The 19,037-nt window shown below is 70.1% G+C and carries 18 protein-coding genes; 12 read left to right on the forward strand and 6 right to left on the reverse strand.

Annotated elements, in window-relative coordinates; translation table 11 throughout:
- Window positions 1-44: 44 nt before the first annotated feature.
- Window positions 45-221, reverse strand: coding sequence for a hypothetical protein (locus ACIBH1_RS17595; RefSeq protein ID WP_397314810.1), 177 nt, complete (start codon window positions 219-221; stop codon window positions 45-47).
- A gap of 47 nt (window positions 222-268) precedes the next feature.
- Window positions 269-886 carry a TetR family transcriptional regulator gene (locus ACIBH1_RS17600; protein ID WP_397314811.1) on the reverse strand — a complete coding sequence of 206 codons (618 nt, stop codon included), beginning with the start codon at window positions 884-886 and terminating at the stop codon, window positions 269-271.
- A 187-nt stretch (window positions 887-1,073) separates the two neighbouring features.
- On the opposite strand from ACIBH1_RS17600, the gene ACIBH1_RS17605 reads away from it, so the two are divergent.
- Genes ACIBH1_RS17605 through ACIBH1_RS17630 form a run of 6 tightly spaced genes read left to right on the forward strand, consistent with a single transcriptional unit; the run spans window position 1,074 to window position 7,190 of the window.
- The gene (locus ACIBH1_RS17605) at window positions 1,074-2,681 is read left to right on the forward strand and encodes an AMP-binding protein (protein ID WP_397314812.1); all 1,608 of its coding nucleotides are present in this window, start codon (window positions 1,074-1,076) and stop codon (window positions 2,679-2,681) included.
- Entirely contained in the window at window positions 2,662-3,591 is a 930-nt protein-coding gene (locus tag ACIBH1_RS17610; RefSeq protein ID WP_397314813.1) for an acyl-CoA dehydrogenase family protein, read from the forward strand. The genes ACIBH1_RS17605 and ACIBH1_RS17610 overlap by 20 nt, the downstream gene beginning before the upstream one ends.
- Window positions 3,591-4,739 carry an acyl-CoA dehydrogenase family protein gene (locus tag ACIBH1_RS17615; protein WP_397314814.1) on the forward strand — a complete coding sequence of 383 codons (1,149 nt, stop codon included), beginning with the start codon at window positions 3,591-3,593 and terminating at the stop codon, window positions 4,737-4,739. The genes ACIBH1_RS17610 and ACIBH1_RS17615 overlap by 1 nt, the downstream gene beginning before the upstream one ends.
- Window positions 4,736-5,623, forward strand: coding sequence for a bifunctional MaoC family dehydratase N-terminal/OB-fold nucleic acid binding domain-containing protein (locus ACIBH1_RS17620; RefSeq protein WP_397314815.1), 888 nt, complete (start codon window positions 4,736-4,738; stop codon window positions 5,621-5,623). Before ACIBH1_RS17615 ends, ACIBH1_RS17620 begins: the two co-directional genes overlap by 4 nt.
- Complete coding sequence (locus ACIBH1_RS17625; protein WP_397314816.1) at window positions 5,623-6,033, forward strand: MaoC/PaaZ C-terminal domain-containing protein; 411 nt, start codon at window positions 5,623-5,625, stop codon at window positions 6,031-6,033. The genes ACIBH1_RS17620 and ACIBH1_RS17625 overlap by 1 nt, the downstream gene beginning before the upstream one ends.
- A complete protein-coding gene (locus tag ACIBH1_RS17630; protein WP_397314817.1) occupies window positions 6,033-7,190 on the forward strand; it encodes a lipid-transfer protein in 1,158 nt (385 codons plus the stop codon). The genes ACIBH1_RS17625 and ACIBH1_RS17630 overlap by 1 nt, the downstream gene beginning before the upstream one ends.
- Here the strand turns inward: ACIBH1_RS17630 and ACIBH1_RS17635 are convergent.
- The gene (locus ACIBH1_RS17635; RefSeq protein ID WP_397314818.1) at window positions 7,187-8,362 is read right to left on the reverse strand and encodes an RNA polymerase sigma factor; all 1,176 of its coding nucleotides are present in this window, start codon (window positions 8,360-8,362) and stop codon (window positions 7,187-7,189) included. The genes ACIBH1_RS17630 and ACIBH1_RS17635 overlap by 4 nt on opposite strands.
- A 175-nt stretch (window positions 8,363-8,537) precedes the next feature.
- Between ACIBH1_RS17635 and ACIBH1_RS17640 the strand changes: the two genes are divergently transcribed.
- From ACIBH1_RS17640 to ACIBH1_RS17665, 6 genes are all read left to right on the forward strand, one after another.
- Window positions 8,538-9,551: an ABC transporter ATP-binding protein gene (locus tag ACIBH1_RS17640; protein ID WP_397314819.1), complete on the forward strand. Its 1,014-nt coding sequence runs from the start codon at window positions 8,538-8,540 to the stop codon at window positions 9,549-9,551.
- The gene (locus ACIBH1_RS17645; RefSeq protein WP_397314820.1) at window positions 9,544-10,221 is read left to right on the forward strand and encodes an ABC transporter permease; all 678 of its coding nucleotides are present in this window, start codon (window positions 9,544-9,546) and stop codon (window positions 10,219-10,221) included. The genes ACIBH1_RS17640 and ACIBH1_RS17645 overlap by 8 nt, the downstream gene beginning before the upstream one ends.
- A complete protein-coding gene (locus ACIBH1_RS17650; RefSeq protein ID WP_397314821.1) occupies window positions 10,218-10,889 on the forward strand; it encodes an ABC transporter permease in 672 nt (223 codons plus the stop codon). The genes ACIBH1_RS17645 and ACIBH1_RS17650 overlap by 4 nt, the downstream gene beginning before the upstream one ends.
- Before the next feature lie 38 nt (window positions 10,890-10,927).
- Complete coding sequence (locus tag ACIBH1_RS17655) at window positions 10,928-11,854, forward strand: glycine betaine ABC transporter substrate-binding protein (protein WP_397314822.1); 927 nt, start codon at window positions 10,928-10,930, stop codon at window positions 11,852-11,854.
- A 95-nt stretch (window positions 11,855-11,949) separates the two neighbouring features.
- Window positions 11,950-12,408 (forward strand): flavin reductase family protein, encoded by a 459-nt coding sequence (locus ACIBH1_RS17660; protein ID WP_397315329.1) that lies wholly within the window; start codon window positions 11,950-11,952, stop codon window positions 12,406-12,408.
- Between the two features lie 5 nt (window positions 12,409-12,413).
- Complete coding sequence (locus tag ACIBH1_RS17665; RefSeq protein WP_397314823.1) at window positions 12,414-13,445, forward strand: P1 family peptidase; 1,032 nt, start codon at window positions 12,414-12,416, stop codon at window positions 13,443-13,445.
- On the opposite strand, the gene sppA is transcribed toward ACIBH1_RS17665, so the two are convergent.
- From sppA to ACIBH1_RS17680, 3 genes are all read right to left on the reverse strand, one after another.
- A complete protein-coding gene (gene sppA, locus ACIBH1_RS17670; protein ID WP_397314824.1) occupies window positions 13,403-15,088 on the reverse strand; it encodes a signal peptide peptidase SppA in 1,686 nt (561 codons plus the stop codon). The genes ACIBH1_RS17665 and sppA overlap by 43 nt on opposite strands.
- A 56-nt stretch (window positions 15,089-15,144) precedes the next feature.
- Window positions 15,145-16,827 (reverse strand): S8 family peptidase, encoded by a 1,683-nt coding sequence (locus ACIBH1_RS17675; protein WP_397314825.1) that lies wholly within the window; start codon window positions 16,825-16,827, stop codon window positions 15,145-15,147.
- A gap of 195 nt (window positions 16,828-17,022) precedes the next feature.
- Window positions 17,023-18,912 carry a S8 family peptidase gene (locus tag ACIBH1_RS17680; protein ID WP_397314826.1) on the reverse strand — a complete coding sequence of 630 codons (1,890 nt, stop codon included), beginning with the start codon at window positions 18,910-18,912 and terminating at the stop codon, window positions 17,023-17,025.
- Window positions 18,913-19,037: the final 125 nt, after the last annotated feature.

The raw sequence follows: 19,037 nt of genomic DNA on the forward strand, positions 1-19,037 counted from the left end.
GGGGACCCTAGCGTCAGGGGTGGGGGAGATCAAAGAGGGAAATATCACCCACGCCGAGTCGCTCGGTGGAGTCGGTCGCGGAGCTCCTGGATCTCCTCCGGCGTGATGGGCCCATGCTCGGCTTCGGCGGCCCGGACGAGTTCGTCGAGGTTGTCGCGCTCGATCCGGCGGGCGACCGCGGCGGGCGACCGCGGCGGGCACGGCTGAGTGCGCTCGCTCATGTCACCCCGCATCTCCACAACGGACGGGCGGCGGGAAGGCAGAGAAATCAGAGGTCGGCGAAGAGGCGCCCGGCGGCGATCTCGATGCGATGCTGGATCTGCTCGTAAGTGCGCCGCCCCCGCAACATCTCCAGCAGCTCGTGCACCCACACGCTCGACAGCGACCCGGCGAGCGCGTGTTCCTCGTCCGTCGCCTCGCGGATGCCCGAGACCCGCAGTAGCAGCCCCGCCATCCGATCGCCGAACGGCGTGTCGACCTCCGCCATGATCAGTGACCTGATCAGGGCGTCGGCGAGTTCCGGTTCGCGCATGAGCCCGCGGGTGGCGCGCATGAGGACGTCGACGGCGCGGCCCGCGGCGCTGGTGGCGCTCGGGGGGCGGCGTTCGATGCTGGTCTCCAGCAGGTCGAGCTCTTCGCCGACGACGGCGACGACCAGGTCCATCTTGGACGGGAAGTAGCGGTACAACGTGCCCAGGGCGACGCCGGCGCGTTCGGCGACGGTGCGCATCTGCATGGCCTCGACGCCGCCGCGGGAGGCGAGGGCGGCGGCGGCCTGGACGATGCGCTTGCGGCGCTGGTGCTGACTGCGGGTGCGGGCGCCCGAGGGGCCGGCCGTGTCGCTGTCGGCCTGGGGGGCAGGCACGGGAGCCGCAGGGGTGGGCATGAGAACACGTTATCTGATTTGTCGGCAAGTCCGCTTGTTACTAGCCAGTCACTAAGGAATGGCATCAGCGCATGTCTACCTACTTTTCGTGATTTGTCATGACTGGGGCTCCAGCGACCCTGCTGGACAAGGACTAGAATCTGTTCTAGTTTGCCAGGCATTGACCGAGCGCTTGGTGGAGGACGCGATGACCGCTGAGCCGTTCGCCGACCTCCTCGCCGCCCGTGCCGGCGACGATCGGCCAGGGCTGCTGTTCGAGGGACGGACGTGGAGCTGGCGTGAATACGTCGAAGAGGCACGGTCCGCCGCCTCCTGGCTCGACGCCTTCGGCCGTCCCCTGCACGCCGCGGTGCTCGGCGACAACTCGCCCGACCTGCTCTTCCTGATCGGCGCCGCCACGCTGAGCGAGCACGTGGTGGTGGCGCTCAACCCCACTCGCTCGGTCGCCGAGCTGGAGCGCGACGCGCGGGCCACGCGCACCGACCTGGTCCTGTGGGACGAGCCGTACGGCGAGCCGGCCAGGGAGGTGGCGCGGGCCCTGGGCGTGCCGCACTGCCGGATGAGCGAGGCGCGCGACCCGGGCGAGCCCAAGAGCGCCCCGGGCGAGCTGGTCATGCTCATCTTCACCTCGGGAACCTCCGGCCGTCCGCGTGCCGTACGGATCACCCAGCGCAAGCTCGCCGTGCCCGGCACCAATCTCGCCGCGCTGCTGAGCGCCGACGACGCCGTCTACTGCTCGATGCCGCTGTTCCACTCCGGCGCGCTGATGGCGGCCTTCTCCCCGGCGCTGGCGTCGGGCGCGCGGCTGGTGGTGCGCAGGAGGTTCTCGGCCTCCGCCGTCCTGCCCGACGTCAGGGAGCACGGCTGCACGTATCTGCACTACGTCGGCAAGGTGCTCTCCTACGTCCTGGCCACGCCCGAGCAGCCGGGCGACGCCGGCAACCCGCTGAAGATCGCCTTCGGCAACGAGGGCGGCGCGACGGCGGTGCGGCGGTTCGGCGAGCGGTTCGGCTGCTACGTGATCGACGCGTTCGGCTCCACGGAGACGGCCATCTCGATCAGCCCCGACCCGTCGGGGCCGAAGGGCTGCCTGGGCAGGCTGCCCGAGGGCGTCGAGATCCGCGATCCCGCCACCGGCCGGCGATCGGCCACGGCGATCATCGAGCACGGGCGCCTGGTCAACCCGGACGAGGCCATCGGCGAGCTGGTCAACGTCCAGGGCATGGGCCTGTTCGACGGCTACTTCGAGGACGTCGAGGCCGATCGCGAGCGCATCCGCGACGGCGTGTTCTGGTCGGGCGACCTGGCCTACGCCGACGCCGACGGTTTCGTCTTCTTCGCCGGGCGCGGCAGCGAGCGATTACGCGTCGACGGAGAGAACCTCGCGGTCGCGCCGATCGAGGCGGTGCTGCGCGAGTTCGAGGGCGTGGTGGAGGCGGCCGTCTACCCCGTGCCCGACGCCGCGGCCGGCGATCAGGTGATGGCCGCGCTGGTGCTCGCGGCCCCGTTCGACCCGGATACGTTCCAGGCCTTCCTCGCGGGACGGAAAGACCTGGGCAGCAAGGCGATACCCCGATATATCAGGGTCTGTGGGGAGCTTCCGCAGACCCCCTCCAACAAGGTTCTCAAACGCCACCTGGTCAGCGACGCCTGGCTGACGGAGGATCCGATCTGGGTGCGCGACGGCGGTTACCGAAGGCTGACCGCGCGGGATCGCGAGGCGATCCACGCGGATTTCGTACGGCAGGGCAGGCAACACCTTCTGGAGAGTGCCGGTGGATTTCAGTCTGGATGAGACGCAAGAGGAGCTGAGGAAGCTCGCCGAGGGCGTCCTGGCCAAGGAGTCGACGACCGAGCGCCTCGAGGCGCACGAACGCGGCGGCGAGCCGTACCTGACGAAGGCCTGGGAGGCGCTCGGCCAGGCGGGCCTGACCGACATCTGCCGGGCCGAGGAGCACGGCGGCGCGGGGCTGGGCGCGGCGGAGCTGGCGGTGGTGCTGCGCGAGGTCGGCGCCCACGCCGCGCCGGTGCCGCTGATGACGCATCTGGTCGGCACGCTCGCCCTGGCCGCGTACGGCAGGCGGGCCGACGGCCTGGTGACCGTGGCGACGAAGGGGCGCGGGAACAGGTTCCACACGGTGCCCTACGCCGCGCAGGCCGACCACATCCTGGTAGCCGCCGACGACGCTGTCTATTTAGCCATAAATCCGGAACTGATCCCGGAGTTCACCTCCACCGGCGAACCCGCCGCCACCGTGGTCTACGGCGAAGCGGAGAAGGTCGGCGACGACCCGGCCTGGCTGCGCCGCCTGGCGACCGTCTCGATCGCCGCTCAAGCCAGCGGCGTCCTGGCCGGAGCGCTCAAGCTGACCACGGCGTACATCAAGACGAGGAAGCAGTTCGGCCGCGCCCTGGCGGAGTTCCAGGCGGTGACGGTGCAGATCGCCGACGTCTACATCGCCTCCCGCGCGCTGGACGTGGCGATGTGGTCGGCGGCCTGGGGCGGCGACGAGGCCGACACGGCGCTGGCCGCCTTCCACGTGAACGAGGCGTTCAGGGCGCTGTACACCTGCCAGCACCTGCACGGCGGCCTCGGCCTCGACGTGACCTACCCGCTGCACCGCTACTTCGCCCACGCCAAGCACCTGGCGCAGCTCACCGGAGGCGCGGAGGCCCAGCTCGACCGGATTGGAGAGCTCGTCTGATGCAGATAGACCTCACCCCGGAACAGAAGGCCTTCAGGGCCGAGCTACGCGAATACTTCCGTACCTGCCTCACCGCCGAGGATCGCAAGAAGATCGCCGAAGACCCCTTCGGCACCGCCTACATGGAGCACTGCAAACGCCTCGGCCGCGACGGCAAGCTCGGCGTCGGCTGGCCCAAGGAGTACGGCGGTGGCGGCTTCGGCCCGCTGGAGCAGCAGATCTTCGCCAACGAGATCGCCCGCGCCGGCGTGCCGTACCCGATCATCACCCTGCAGACCGTCGGCCCGACGCTCATGCAGTACGGTACGCAGGAGCAGAAGGACTTCTTCCTGCCGCGCATCCTGGCGGGTGAGTGCCACTTCGCCATCGGCTACAGCGAGCCGGGCGCCGGCACCGACCTGGCGTCGCTGCGCACCACCGCGGTGCTCGACGGCGACCACTACGTCGTCAACGGCCAGAAGATCTTCACCAGCGGCGCCCACTACGCGCAGTACATCTGGATGGCGGCCAGGACCGGCGGCGAGAAGCACCGCGGCATCACCATGATGATCGTCGACTGCACGGATCCCGGCTACTCGTGGACGCCGATCGTCACCATGGACGGCCGCCACCACACCAACTCCACCTACTACCAGGACGTGCGCGTCCCGGTGAACATGGTCGTGGGCGAGGTCGACAAGGGCTGGGACCTGATCGTCAACCAGCTCAACCACGAGCGGGTCACGCTCGGTCCCGCGGGCAACATCGCCCAGACCTACGACCGGTTCGTCGCCTGGGCCCGTCACGCGGGCGTGCAGGACGTGCCGGACGTCCGGCGGGCGATCGGCAGGATCCACGCCTACTTCCGCACCAACGAGCTGCTCAACTGGCAGATCGCGGCCAACATGGACCTCGGCTGGCTGGGCGCCCCCGACGCCTCGGCGACGAAGATCTACGGCTCGGAGCGCATGCAGGAGATCGGCAGGCTGGTCGCCGACATCCTGGCTCGCTACGGCGACCCGAGCGACCCCGAGACGGCCGAGTTCATGGAGCGCACCGACCACGGCGCCAAGGGCGCGGTGGTGCTCACCTTCGGCGGCGGCGTCAACGAGGTGCAGCGCGAGCTGATCGCGATGCTCGGGCTCAACCTGCCGAGGCCGCCCCGATGACCTCGGAGGAGTTGCTGGAGCTGGCCGACAAGCAGATCGCCATGGGCGAGCTGCGGGGCTCTCCTTCCGACGACCCGGTCAACGTGCCGATGATCAGGCACTGGCTCGACGCGATGGGCAACCGCAACCCCCTGTTCCTCGACAGGGGGCTGGCGCCGCCGTCGATGGCGCAGGTGTGGACCATGTCGGGAGTCAAGCGCGGCAAGGACCCGAGCCCGGTCGACGACCTGCTGAGGGCCCTCGACGCCAACGGTTACACCGGGGTCGTGGCCACCAACTGCGAGCACACCTACCACCGCTACGCGCGGGTGGGGGAGCGGCTGACGCCGGGCACGCGCTTCACCTCGCTGGCCGGGCCCAAGAAGACCGCGATGGGCGAGGGCTACTTCGCCACCTGGAACGTCACCTGGTACGACGAGGACTCCGAGCCGGTCGCGGAGATGATGTTCAGGGTGCTGAAGTTCCGCCCGCGAGAGCGGCGCGAGCCGTTCCCGCTCAAACCGGCCGTCAACCGCGACACCGCCTTCTTCTGGGAGGGCGTACGGCAGGGCGAGCTGCGCATCCAGCGGTGCTCGTCGTGCGGTTCGCTGCGTCACCCGCCGGGACCCGTCTGCCCCTCGTGCCACTCGACCGAACAGGGGTACGTCGTGGCCTCCGGCGAGGGCACCGTCTACAGCTACGTGGTGCACCACCATCCGCCCGTCCCGGGAAAGGAGACCCCTTTTGTGGTGGCTGTGGTGGAGCTGCCGGAAGGGGTGCGGATTGTGGGCAACATAGTGGACTGCCCCGTTGAAGCGGTGGGTATCGGTATGTCGTTGCGCGTGACCTACCGGCCGATGGACGACGAACTGATCCTTCCGATGTGGGCACCACGGGAGACGTGATGCGAACACTGACCGACGACGATGTCGCGATCGGTTCGGTTCTCCCCGAACTGTCGATCGAGCTCACGCCCACCGTGGTGGTCTCCACCGCGCTGGCGACCATGGACTTCACCCCGGTGCACCACGACGTCGAGGGCGCCCGCGCCCAGGGGTCCAAGGACATCTTCCTCAACATCCTCACCACGATGGGGCTGGTCGAGCGGTACGTCACCGACTGGGCCGGACCCGAGGCCGTGATCAGGCGGATCAACGTCAAGCTCGGCGTGCCCGCCTACGCGGGCGACCGGCTGAGCTTCAACGGCACCGTCGTGTCGCGGTCGGAGACCGACTACACCGTCGAGGTGCGCGGCAAGGTCAGCCTCGGCGACCACGCGACCGGGACGGTCACCTTCTCGTTACCGGAGAGCTAGTGGAAGCGTCCATCGCAGGTATCGGCGCAACGGAGTTCAGCAAGGAGTCGGGAAGGTCGGAGTTGAGGCTGGCGGCGGAGGCCGTGCTGGCCGCGCTCGCCGACGCCGGGCTCGACCCGTCCGACGTGGACGGGATGGTGACCTTCACCCAGGACAGCAACCAGGAGATCTCCGTCGCCAAGGAGATCGGCGCGGGGGATCTCACCTTCTTCTCGCGCGTGCACTACGGCGGGGGCGCGGCCTGCGGCACGGTGATGCACGCGGCCATGGCGGTCGCCACCGGCATGGCCAACACCGTCGTGTGCTACCGGGCCTTCAACGAACGGTCCGGGCGCCGGTTCGGCCAGCCGGACGCGCGGCTCGGCGGCGAGCCGTCGTCGCAGGGGCTGGAGATGAGCTGGCACGTGCCGTACGGGCTGATGACCCCGGCGGCGTGGGTGGCCATGTTCGCGCAGCGCTACATGCACACCACCGGCGCCACCTCGGAGGACTTCGGCCGGGTCGCGGTGGCGATGCGCCGCCACGCCTCCACCAACCCCGCCGCCTGGTTCCACCGGCGGCCGATCACGCTGGCCGAGCACCAGGAGTCGCGGTGGATCGTCGAGCCGCTGCACCTGCTCGACTGCTGCCAGGAGAGCGACGGGGCGGTGGCGGTGGTCGTCACCACCGCCGAGCGTGCGCGTGACCTGCGGCAGGCGCCCGCGCTGATCACCGCGGCCGCCCAGGGGGCCGGGGCGGGGCAGATGATGATGACGAGCTACTACCGCGACGGCATGGACGGTCTGCCCGAGATCTCCGTCGTCGGGCGGCGGCTGTGGGAGATGTCGGGACTCGGCCCGTCGGACATCCAGACGGCCATCCTCTACGACCACTTCACCCCGTTCGTCCTGATGCAGCTGGAGGAGCTCGGCTTCTGCGGACGCGGCGAGGCCCGCTCGTACGTCCAGGACGGCGGCATCGAGCTCGGCGGGCGCCTGCCCGTCAACCCGCACGGCGGGCAGCTCGGCGAGGCCTACATCCACGGGATGAACGGCATCGCCGAGGCGGTGCGCCAGGTGCGCGGCTCCTCGGTGAACCAGGTGCCGGGCGTGCACAACGTCCTGGTCACCGCGGGCACGGGCGTGCCGACGAGCGGGCTGATCCTCTCGGCCGCCTAGCCGGAGATCGTCGGGATGGCGAAGAAGACCACCATCGCGATGGCCACGCAGATCACGAAACCGATCAGCTCCCAGGCCCAGTCGTGGTGCCTGGGATAGTGGCGGGGCCGCGCGGCGGGCTTGGGGCGCTCGGGGGACAGGGCGACCTTCGACGGCCGTGCCTCCTGCCGTACGGGCTCCTGACGCTCTTCCGCGACCGCCACGGGCTCGGGCTCCGGCTCGGGCTCCTCGGGCATGATGTACACCGGCTCGGGCGGTGCGGCCTTGGGCTGGAAGAGGCTGTCTTCCGGCGCCCCGGCGACCAGCACGTCGCCCGGCTCCGCGCGCGTGGGCACCGGCGTCTCGAAGGTCTTCTGCAGTGAGCCCAGGATGCCCTTGATCGAGGTGCGCACGTCGTCCTTGACCGGCGCTGACAGCACCACGTCGTCGCGGACCTTGGGCATCGGCGCGGTGGTCGCCTCGTGCTCGGCCTTGCCCGTGCGCGGCGCGAGCAGCTCGGCGGGGAACAGTCCGGTGTTGGTCAGCGGGTCGGTCTCGGCCAGGGGCAGCGGCCAGGTCGGCGTCAGGGGCCAGCGCTGGATCGCCGCGCGCTCCACGACGTGCGCCGGGCTCGGGATCTCGTAGGTCGACTCGGGCGGCGCCGGCCACGGCAGCCGGCGCAGCGTCTCGGAGAGCGGCGCGATGCGCAGCACGTCGTGGGCGGCGGTGACCAGGCGCACGGAGATCGCGGTGATCGCCGTGTGGAGCGCGTGCTGGAAGTGCGTGCGGGCGTTGGCGGCCAGCTCGTCGGCGGTGTCGGCGGCCACGTCGAGCACCCAGGCCAGCTCGATGCGGTCCAGCCCGCACACCTCGCACAGCAGCAGCACCTCGCGCTGGTGCGGGCGCAGGTCGCGGAAGGCACGCTCGACGAGGGCGAAGGCGGGGTCGACGAGCGGGTCGACGACGGGCGGCGCGTAGACGACGTCGCGCCGGTGGATCTCGCGCCTGGCCAGCGCGTACAGCGCGGCGCGCGGCGGCGGCCGCTCGGCTTCGCGGGCCATGACCGCCATGAGGGCGTCGAGAGCCGAGCCCTGGTCGCCGAGCTGGTCGGCGCAGTAGGCGAAAAGTCCTGCGGCGTGCTCGTGGTAAAGCGCGGTGCTCGTGAGGGGACGCACGACCCCGAGGTCAGTCATGTGGACGGATCCTCTGCGTGGAAAAAGGTTGATGGCAATCATGCCGTCACGGAGGGGTATAGCGCACTATTGGATGCCCATTTGCTTGTCATTCCTGAAACGGTTCACTCTCGGCCAATGGGACACAGCGCTCCGTATACCCCTAGGGTGGACCTGGGGATCAAGGAGGTTGGGCGTGATCACTTTTGAGTCCGTGACGAAGAGGTACGCCGACGGGACCGTCGCGGTCGACGGTCTGTCTTTGGAGGCGCCCACCGGCGAGATCACGGTCTTCGTCGGCCCGTCCGGATGCGGCAAGACGACGTCGTTGCGAATGATCAATCGGATGATCGATCCGACCGAGGGCAGGATCCTGCTCGACGGCACGGACGTCACGACCATAGACCCGCCCACGCTGAGGCGCGGCATCGGTTACGTCATCCAGCAGGCGGGGCTCTTCCCCCACCGCAAGATCGTCGACAACGTGGCGACCGTGCCCTTCCTGCTGGGCTGGGACAAGCGCAAGGCCAAGGACCGGGCGATGGAGCTGCTGGAGCGGGTCGGGCTCGACCCCAAGATGGCGCAGCGCTACCCCTTCCAGCTCTCCGGCGGGCAGCAGCAGCGGGTGGGCGTCGCCCGCGCGCTCGCGGCCGACCCGCCCGTGCTGCTGATGGACGAGCCGTTCAGCGCCGTCGACCCCATCGTGCGCACCTCGCTGCAGGACGAGCTGATCCGCCTGCAGAGCGAGCTGCAGAAGACCATCGTCTTCGTCACCCACGACATCGACGAGGCCATCAAGCTGGGCGACCGCGTGGCGGTGCTGCGGGTGGGCGGCAAGCTGGCCCAGCTGGCCGACCCGCGCACGCTGCTGTCGGAGCCCGCCGACGACTTCGTGCGCGACTTCCTCGGCCGGGACCGGGGGATCAGGCGCCTGCAGTTCGTCGCCACCGACGGCCTGGAATTGTCGGACCCCGCTGGTACCTCTTTGGACGTGCAGGACGGCCGGCCCGTGGGATGGCGGCGAGACTCCGGAGAGCTGGAGCCCGCCGGCACCTTCGTGCCCGGACGCGACTCGCTGCGCAGCGCCCTCGACGCGGCCCTGCTGTCGCCCTCGGGCGCGGCGGTGGCGGTCGACGCCGACGGCAAGGTCCTGGGCGTGGTCAGCCGGCAGGCCCTCGACAAGGCGTTGTCGGAGGTGGCCGATGGATGACGGCCAGCCGCTGTTCCGATGGAGCTGGGTGGTCTCCAACTGGGACAACGACAGCCCCAACAGCATCGTCAACCTGCTCCAGGCCCACATCGTGATGTCGGCCGTGCCGGTGATCGTGGGGCTGCTCGTCTCGCTGCCGCTCGGCCTGCTGTGCGTGCGCTGGCGCTGGCTCTACCAGCCGGTCTCCGGCCTCATGAACGCCGTCTACGCCCTGCCGTCGCTGGCGCTGTTCATGATCCTTCTCTCGGTCACCGGCGCCGAGCCGGTGACGGTGATCATCCCGCTCACCTTCTACGCGATGGCGGTGCTCATCCCCGCGGTCGTCGACGGGCTCGCCTCAGTGCCCGAGCACGTGCGGCAGTCGGCGGTCGCGATGGGCTTCACGCCGCTGCGCCGCCTGGTGCAGGTCGAGCTACCGATCGCGGTGCCGGTCGTGCTGGCGGGCATGCGGGTCGTCGCGGTCTCCAGCATCAGCCTGGTCAGCGTCGGCGCGCTGATCGGCCAGGGCGGTCTGGGCAACTTCTTCACCGACGCCTACCAGCGTGACTTCTACACTCCCGCCATCGCGGGCATCGTGCTGATCGTGCTGCTTGCGCTGGTCACCGACGGGGCCCTGGTCCTGCTGCAGAGGCTGCTCACCCCCTGGATGCGGGCCAGGAGGTCGGCGTGAACTGGTTGATCGACTTCTTCACCGACCCGGCCAACTGGAGCGGCTCCAACGCCATCCCGGCCCGGCTGCTGGAGCACCTGGAGTTCTCCGTGATCGCCCTGCTCCTGGCGGCGCTCATCGGGGTGCCGCTCGGGCTGCTGATCGGCCACACCGGCCGGGGCGGCGTGCTCGTGGTCGTCTCGGCCAACGTCGCCCGCGCCCTGCCCACGCTCGGCCTGCTGGTGCTGCTGGTGCTGCTGTTCGGCACCGCCTCGGTCTGGCCGGTGCTGATCCCGCTGATCGCGCTGGCCGTGCCGCCGATCCTGGTCAACACCTTCGAGGGCATCAGGGGCGTCGATCCCGAGTTGCGCGACGCCGCCTACGGCATGGGCCTGCGCGGCCCGCAGGTGCTCGGCAGGGTGCTGGTGCCGGTGGCGTTGCCGTTGATCCTGCTGGGCCTGCGCCTGGCGGCGGTGCAGATCGTGGCCACGGCGGCGGTGGCCGCCTACGTCGGGCTGGGCGGCCTGGGCCGCTACATCATCGACGGTCTGGCCACGCAGAAATACGAACAGGTTGTCGGCGGTTCTGTGTTGATTGTGTTGTTCGCGTTGGCCGCACAGGCCCTGTTCGCGGTCGCCCAGAGGGTGACGGTCTCACCGGGGGTGAGCCAGCGAGTCCGTATCCGCTAATCTCTGCAATACCCCCCGCTTAGAAGGGAAATGTTCTGATGAGACGTATCTTCGGCACCGCGGCAGTCATCCTGACCGCGGCGCTCGCCCTGACGGCGTGTGGTTCCGGTGACCCCTTGGCCACCAGCAGTGCGAGCCCCGAACCCGCCGGTTCCGGCAGTGCTTCCGCGGCAGCGGGCAAGGTGGTCGTGGGCTCGGCCAACTTCCCCGAGAACGTCCTGCTGGCCTCCATCTACGCCCAGGCGCTCAAGGCCAAGGGCGTCGAGGTCGAGGAGAAGCCGAACATCGGCTCCCGCGAGGCGATCTACAAGTTGATCGAGAGCGGCCAGCTCAGCGTGCTGCCCGAATACAACGGCGGCCTGCTCTTCTTCGTCGACAAGGCCGCCACGGCCACCTCGACCGACGACGTCAACACCGCGCTCAAGGAGAAGCTCCCCGCGACGCTGGAGATCCTCGACTCCGCCGCCGCGCAGGACAGCGACTCGCTCACGGTCACGCAGGAGACCGCGACCAAGTTCAACCTCAAGACGATCGAAGACCTCGCCAAGGTGAGCAAGGACTTCGCCGTCGGCGGCCCGCCCGAGTTCAAGGAGCGCCGCGAGCAGCAGTTCAAGGACGTCTACGGCCTTGAGTTCAAGGAGTGGAAGCCGACCGGCGACACCACCGCCGACGCGATCAAGGACGACACCGTCCAGGTGGGCAACGTCTTCACGACCGACCCCAAGATCCTGATCAACAAGATGGTCTCGCTGCAGGACACCAAGAGCGTCTTCGCCGCGCAGAACATCACACCGCTGGTGAACAAGGCCGCGGTGAACGACACCGTCAAGGCGACACTCAACGAGATCTCCGCCAAGCTGACCACCGAGCAGCTGGTCGAGCTCATGAAGAAGGTCGCCGTCGACAAGGAGGACGCCGCGACCGTCGCCAAGGGCTGGCTGACGGCCAACGGCCTGGCCTCCTGACCACACGCCGTGCGGGCCGCTCCACGGAGCGGCCCGCCGGGCTCGCTACGCTTTCCCAAGTGAGCGAATTCCAGGCGGGCGACTTCCGCGAGGCGATGGCGCAGCTGGCCGCGGGCGTCGGAGTCGTGACGGTGCGCGACGACCGAGACGACCTCGGATCCACCGTCTCGGCCCTGATGTCCGTCTCGATCGAACCACCGCTCGTCCTGGTGAGCCTGGCCTCCCACGGCTACCTCACCGAGGTGCTGCTGCGCCAGGACCGGTGGGCGGCCTCCCTGCTCTCGGCGGACCAGGCCGCCGTCGCCAGCCGCTTCGCCACCCCCGGACGCCCCAGCGCCCGCCACCTCGTGGCGGGGCTCACCCACCACCGCGGCCCGCACACCGGCGCCCTGATCGTCGACGAGGGGGTGGCCGCCGTCGAGGCCGAGACCGTCCAGGTGGTGCCCGCGGGAGACCACACCCTGTTCATCGCCCACGTGCTGGCCGTCGACTACGTCACGGCGGGCAGACAACCTCTCGTACGGCTCCGCGGACGCTACCGGCCGGTGGGGTGACGACGATGCGACTGCGCGACCTCGGCCACACCATCGGGCGCCTGCAACCCGGCCCGCACAACGCCATCACCGACGTGTCCGGCATCGCGGTCGGGCAGACCACGCTCCACGACGACACCCGTGGCGTCTATTCGGGCGTCACCGCCATCGTGCCGGCGGCCCTGTCGATGGCGCCCGCCGTCCCCGCCGGCCTGCACGTCGGCAACGGCTACGGCAAGTTCGTCGGCGCGACGCAGCTCATGGAACTCGGCGAGCTGGAGACGCCCGTCCTGCTCACCTCCACGCTCTCGACCTTCCGCGCCGCCGACAGCCTGCTGAGCTGGATCCTCGACCACGCCACCGGGCCCCTGCGCACGTTCAACCCGGTCGTGGGGGAGATCAACGACACCTGGTTGTCGTCGACGGACCTTCGCCCCGTGACCAGCGACCACGTCCACGAGGCCCTGTGCTCGGCCTCCACCGGGCCGGTCGAGATGGGCAACACCGGCGGCGGCACCGGGGCGCTGGCGCTCGGCTTCAAGGGTGGCATCGGCACCGCCTCGCGCCGGGTGAGCCTGCGCGACCGGCAGGCCGTGGTGGGCGTGCTCGTCCAGGCCAACATGGGCGGCGACCTGCGCCTGCTGGGCCGTACGATCACGCCGGAGAGCATCGGCCTGAGGCGGCCCGGCCACGCGTCGGAGCGCGGGTCCTGCGTGGTGGTGATCGCCCTCGACGTGGCGTGCGGCGTCCGCCAGCTGGAGCGCGTCGCCGCCCGCGGCGTCTTCGGCCTCGGCGCCGTGGGCGCGGCCTTCAGCCACGGAAGCGGCGACTACGGCCTGGCCTTCTCGTCGGTGCCGTGCGAGTCGCCGCGCACGCTGGCGCCCGCCGAGCTCGACTCGGTCTTCGCCGGCGTGCTGGAGGCCGTGGAGGAGGCCGTCATCGACGGCCTGCTGGCCGCGCGCACGATCGTGACCCCCTCAGGCCGTACGGCTACCGCCCTCCCGCACGAGGTGCTTCAGCGGATGGTCAGCCTGCCGGGCATCACCAGCGGCCCGTAGGCCGGCAGCCCGAGCTCGGCGGCCAGGTGGGCCAGGGGCCCCCAGGCTTCGAGCCGGACCCTGGCCAGCGCCGCCGCGCGGTCCTCGCTGGAGTCGGGCCCGCGCAGGCGCTCCAGGGGGTTGAGCCGCGGATAGGTGCGGACCGGGGCGTCGGCGACGAGCCCGGCACGCTTGCGCGCGATCCCGAGAGCGTCCTCCAGGCCGCCCACCTCGTCGACGAGCCCGCCCTCGCGGGCGTCGGCACCGGTCCACACCCGGCCACGGGCCAGCTCGTGGGCCCGCTCGCGCGACAGCCGCCGCCCCTCGGCCACCTTGCCCACGAAGTCGTCGTAGATGCGGTCGAGCCAGGCGTTGACCCTGTCCCACTGCTCGGGGGAGAAGCCGCGCGCGGTCGAGAACATGGCGGCGTTGCCGCCCTCGGCGACCAGGTCGGAGTTGACCCCGATCTTCTCCAGCAGCTCGGCCAGGACCGGCTTGCCGCCGAAGACGCCGATCGAACCGGTCAGGGTGCCGGGCTGGGCCACGATCACGTCGGCGGCCATGGAGACGAAGTATCCGCCGGAAGCGGCCAGATCGCCCATGGAGACGATCACCGGCTTCACCTTGCGTGTCAGCACGATCTCCCGCCAGACCGTGTCGGAGGCGACGTAGGAGCCGCCCGGGCTGTCGACGCGGAACACGACCGCCTTGATCGACTCGTCGCGCCTGGCGTTGCGGATGGCCGCGCTCACGGTGTCGGAGCCCATCGCCCCTCCGCCGCCCAGCGGGCTGCGACCGCTCCGGCCCGTCTTGATCATGCCGGTGCCGTGGATGAGGGCGACGGAGTCGCCGCGCTGCGGCAGCTTGGGCCCGCGGACGTAGCGCGAGACGAACAGCAGATGCGAGTCGGCCCCGGCGGCCCGCTTGACCTCCTCGTACACCTCGTCGCGGTAGGCGAGCCTGTCGACCAGGCCGTTGTCGACCGCCTCCGCGCCGATGAACGGACCGCGGTCGATGAGCTCGCGCACCTTGGCAGGGTCGAGTCGCCGCCCGTCGGCGATGCCGGCCACGATCTGCTCGGTGATCGACTCGGCGATGCGCCCGAGCGACTCGCGGTGCGCCTCCGTCATGTGATCCTGGGTGAAGGTGTTGGCCGCGGTCTTGTATTCGTAGCGCTGGCCCACCTCGTAGCCCACGCCCAGCTTGGTCAGCGCGTTCTTGAAGAACCGCTGCTCCAGCGCGATGCCGGTGAGCCCGACGTCGCCGCTCGGCTGAAGGTAGACGCGCTCGAAGGCGGTCGCCAGGTAGTACGGCACGGTGCCGTTGCCGAACTCGCCGAAGGTCTCGGAGAAGGCCACGGTGAGCTTGCCCGCGGCGCGGAACTGGACGATCGCCTGCCGCAGCTCCTGCACGGTGGCGAAACCCAGCGGATTGGCGCCGATCTTGACGATGAGCGCCTTGACGCGGGAGTCGCCACGCGCGCGCTTCAGCCCGCCCAGCACGTCGGCCAGGCGCGGCTTGCGCATCGACAGCACGGCGGACAACGGATCGGCCGGTGGGCCCTCCGTGAGGCCCTCGGTCAGATCGAGCTCCAGAACCAGCGGGGCGGTGCGCCGCTGCCGGAGCTTGTTCACCGTCTCCAGAACCGTCTTGCTCGCGTCCATAGAGCCACACTAAACGGCAGGAGCCGGTCCTGGGCGACCGGCTCCTGCCATACGGCCTAGCTGTAGACCGGGGTGCAGGTCACCGCGGCGGGCGGCGTGTTGGTGCCGCTCCACGACGCGTTGAACCCGAACTCCGTCTTCTTGCCCACGGCCACCTTGGCGTTCCAGTGCGCGTTGGAGACCGTGACACCCGCGCCGTCCTGCCGGAGGACGCCGTTCCACACCTGCGTCACCTGCTGCCCGTCGGCGAAGCTCCAGCTCACCTTCCAGCCGTTGAGCGGCAGCGTGCCGGTGCTCTTGACGACCACCTTGGCCTGGAAGCCGCGCGGCCACTGCCCGGTCTGGGTGTAGGTCGCCGTGCAGTCCGGGTGCGGGATGGCGGCCCACACGTCCAGGCGCGGGGTGGTGACCTGGGCGCCGGCGCTGGTGTAGGTGATGGGCTTGCCCGCCGCCTTGAGCTTGGCGAGCACCTCGTCGACCGAGGCGGCGGGGAACTTCTGACGCATCAGCGCGAAGGCGCCGGCCACGTGCGGGGCGGCCATGGAGGTGCCGCCGAGCCCGACGTACTTGTCGTCCGGTGCGGCCGAGAAGACCGGCCAGCCGGGCGCGAACAGGTCGAGCAGGGCGCCGCGGTTGGAGAAGGAGGAGATGTCGTCGGTCCTGGTGCCGACGGCCGGGTACTCCACGTCCGTCGAGCCGACCGTCACCACGTTCGAGACGCACGCCGGCCAGCTCACGCCAGCCTCGCGGCCCTCGTTGCCCGCCGAGACCACGGTCGCGACGTTCTTGGCCATCAGCTGGTCCACCTGCGCCTTGAAGTCGGCGCCGTCACCGGTGTCGCAGTACGAGGTGTACTCGCCGCCGCCGAGGCTGAGGTTGACCGAGACCACGTTGTACTGCTGCGCGATCAGGTTGGCGTAGGCCATGCCGGTCAGGATCGAGGAGTCGAAGGCCAGCGCGCACGCGGGACGGGTGCCGCAGTAGGGCGAGTTGTCGAAGCGGCTGAACACCTGCACCGGGATGATCGTGGCGCCGGGCGCGACGCCGTTGGAGGGCTCGCGCTGCGACGGGTGCGCCTTGCCAGCCACGATGCCGGCGACGTGCGAGCCGTGGCGACAGATGCCGTTGGTGACGTCGGCCGGGCCCACGTTCTGCATGCACGCCGCGGTCGTCGCGTCGGCCGCGCCCGCGCCCAGCTGGAACGGCGCGCCGCTCGGGCACAGCGAGGTCGCGTTGTCCTCGGGGCTGGTGGCGGAGAAGCACGCCTCGGCGGTGATGCGGCCGCCGAAGAACGGGTGGTTGGTGTCGATGCCGGTGTCGAGCACGACCACGGACTTGCCGGCGCCGTCGACGCCCGCCGTGTGCGCCTTGTCCGCGCCGACGATCGCGATGCTCCGCACCAGGTTCGGCGCGTTCAGCTTGTCCTGCCTGATCGAGACCACGTTGGTCTGATCGGCGATCTTCTTGAACTCCTCCGTGGTGCCTTCGTAGACGAAGAAGTTCAGCTTGCCCTGCAGCTCCGCCGGAACCGGGGCGACGTTGTCGGCTCCCGGCGCGACCGCCTCCGCCCTGGCGGCCAGCGACCTGGCCTCCTGCGGGGTGCGCACCTGCACGATCGCGCGATGGGTGGCGCTCGTCCGCAGGGCTGGTTCGATCTTCTCGACGGGATCGTCGGCCTGTGCCATCGCCGGGGCTGTGATGAGCCCGGCAGAGGCGGCGGCGAGCGCGATGGCGCTCACGAGCAGAGACCGTAATCTCACTGGTCCTCCGGGTTGAGGGGTGACGCGAAGAAATATCCGACTAGCGCTCGTGACGTTAGTGATGGGCTTTGTGGGGCGCGAGAGGCGGTTTGTGACCGTTATTTAGTCTTTATCCCGCATAAACGACGGCAGGGCCGATCGCCCCGCGATCGGCCCTGCCGTGTCTGTCTCGTGCTACTTGTTCACGTGCTTGGCCAGGTAGGCCGCCGCCTTCTTGACCTGGGCGGCGGTGCCGCTCTTGCGGTGCTTCTCACCGACGCCGACGGCCTTGACGAAGGTCGTCTTCCCGCTGACCTTGGCCGAGAGGTTGTATACGCCGTGGGCGTAGTTCAACCAGGCGGCCAGGAGCTCACGGTCGAGGGCGTTCTTGCCCTTGAGCACGCGGTAGGCCTTGGCGGCGGTCCTCGCGTCGGCGACCTCGGAGAAGATCTTGCTGCTCTTGTCCGCGATGGACAGGTAGCACGCGACCGTCGCGGCCTTGCCCGTCTTCAGCCACTTGGCCCACTCGGCGGCGGTCAGGGAGTTCTTGCCCTTGCCGCGCTTGCACGCGGGCTCGGTGGCGCCACCGTCCTGCGGGCTGGCGATCCCCTCGTAGCTGGTACCGCTGTCGATGACCACCGGCGGGTGGACAGGCTCGTGCTGTGCGCCCTTGTCCGACGGGGTGGGCGTGGCAGTCGGCGTCTGCGTCGGGGCGGGGAAGAACGGCGCCAGGTCGAGCCGCGGCGTCGTGACCGACGTTTCGCCGCTCTGGTAGGTGATCGGCTTACCCGCCTGCTTGAGCAGGGACAGGATGGCGCCGACGCTGCCGCCCGTCTTCTGCTTCATCACCGCGAAGGCGCCCGCGACGTGCGGGGCCGCCATGGATGTGCCGCCGATTCCGGCATCGCTGTCGTCGGGGATGGCCGAGAAGATCGGCCAGCCGGGAGCGAACAGGTCGAGCTGCTTGCCGCGGTTGCTGAAGTCGGACACGTCGTCGGTGTTGGTGCCCGCCCCGGAGTGCGCCACGTCCGTCGAGCCGACCGCCACGGTGGTGGAGACGCACGCGGGCCAGGAGACGGCGGCCGCCAGCCCTTCGTTGCCCGAGGCGACGACGGTCGCGACGCCCTTGGCCAGGAGCCTGTCGGTGACGGCCTTGAACTCCGCTCCGTCACCGGTGTCGCAGTCGGTGGTGTAGCCGCCGCCACCGAGGCTGAGGTTGACGGAAGCGATGTTGTGCTTGCCGGCGAGGAGCTCGGTGTAGAGCATGCCGGTCATGATCGCCGAGTCGAAGGCCAGGGCGCAGGGGGTGTTCTTCACGCCGCCGCAGATGGCGGGGTCGGTGAGCTTGCTGAAGACCTGCACCGGAATGATCTTGGCCTCGGGGGCGACGCCCGCGCCCACCATGGCGACGGGCTTGCCCGAGGCGTCGACCCGCGTGGACATGAACGGGGACCCCGCGGCGATTCCGGCCACGTGAGTGCCGTGGTAGCACAGCGTGCCTGCCCAGGCCGTGGACGAGGAGACCTCCTTGGTGCACGCGTCGATCTCCACGTCCGCGGCGCCGGGGCCGAGCTGGAAGGGAGCGCCGTTCGGGCACAGGCTGGTGGCGGAGTACTCCGCGCTGACGGCGGAGAAGCACGCGGCGTCGACGATGCGCCCGCTGAAGGCGGGGTGGTCGGTGTCGATGCCGGTGTCCAGGACGACGACGGCGGTTCCCTCGCCGCTGTACCCGGCCGAGCGAGCCCTGTCCGCACCGATCAGCGGGATGCTGCGGACGAGCCCGGGCGGGTGGGCACGGTCGAGCCTGATGCTCTCCACATCCGTGCGCGCGGCGGTCTTCAGCAGTTCCTCGTAGGTGCCGTGCTGGACGAAGAAGTCCGACCTGGCCCGGACGAGCTCGGGCGCCTTGAGGACATCGGTCCCCGCGGAGGTCGCCTCGGCCGCCTGAGCGGCCGCATCGACGCCCGCGGGAGTGCTCAGGGTGACGAGCGCGCGGTGGGTCCCGGGGCCCTTGAGCTCGGGCCCGATCTTGGCGGCCGGGTCGGTGACCGCGGCGACAGGGCCCGCCACAAGGGCGACGGACATGGCTGCCAGCACGGTGGCACCGGCTAGCAGAGACCGGAATCTCACGAATCCTCCGTTGGGGGGAATGGCGGAGGAAGACGCACGATGGCTGGAGAGCCCCCGATGTCGTCTTCAGCAACGTATGG

Origin of the sequence: Nonomuraea sp. NPDC050663 (genome assembly GCF_044456985.1) — a bacterium.
Classification (GTDB): Bacteria; Actinomycetota; Actinomycetes; order Streptosporangiales; family Streptosporangiaceae; genus Nonomuraea.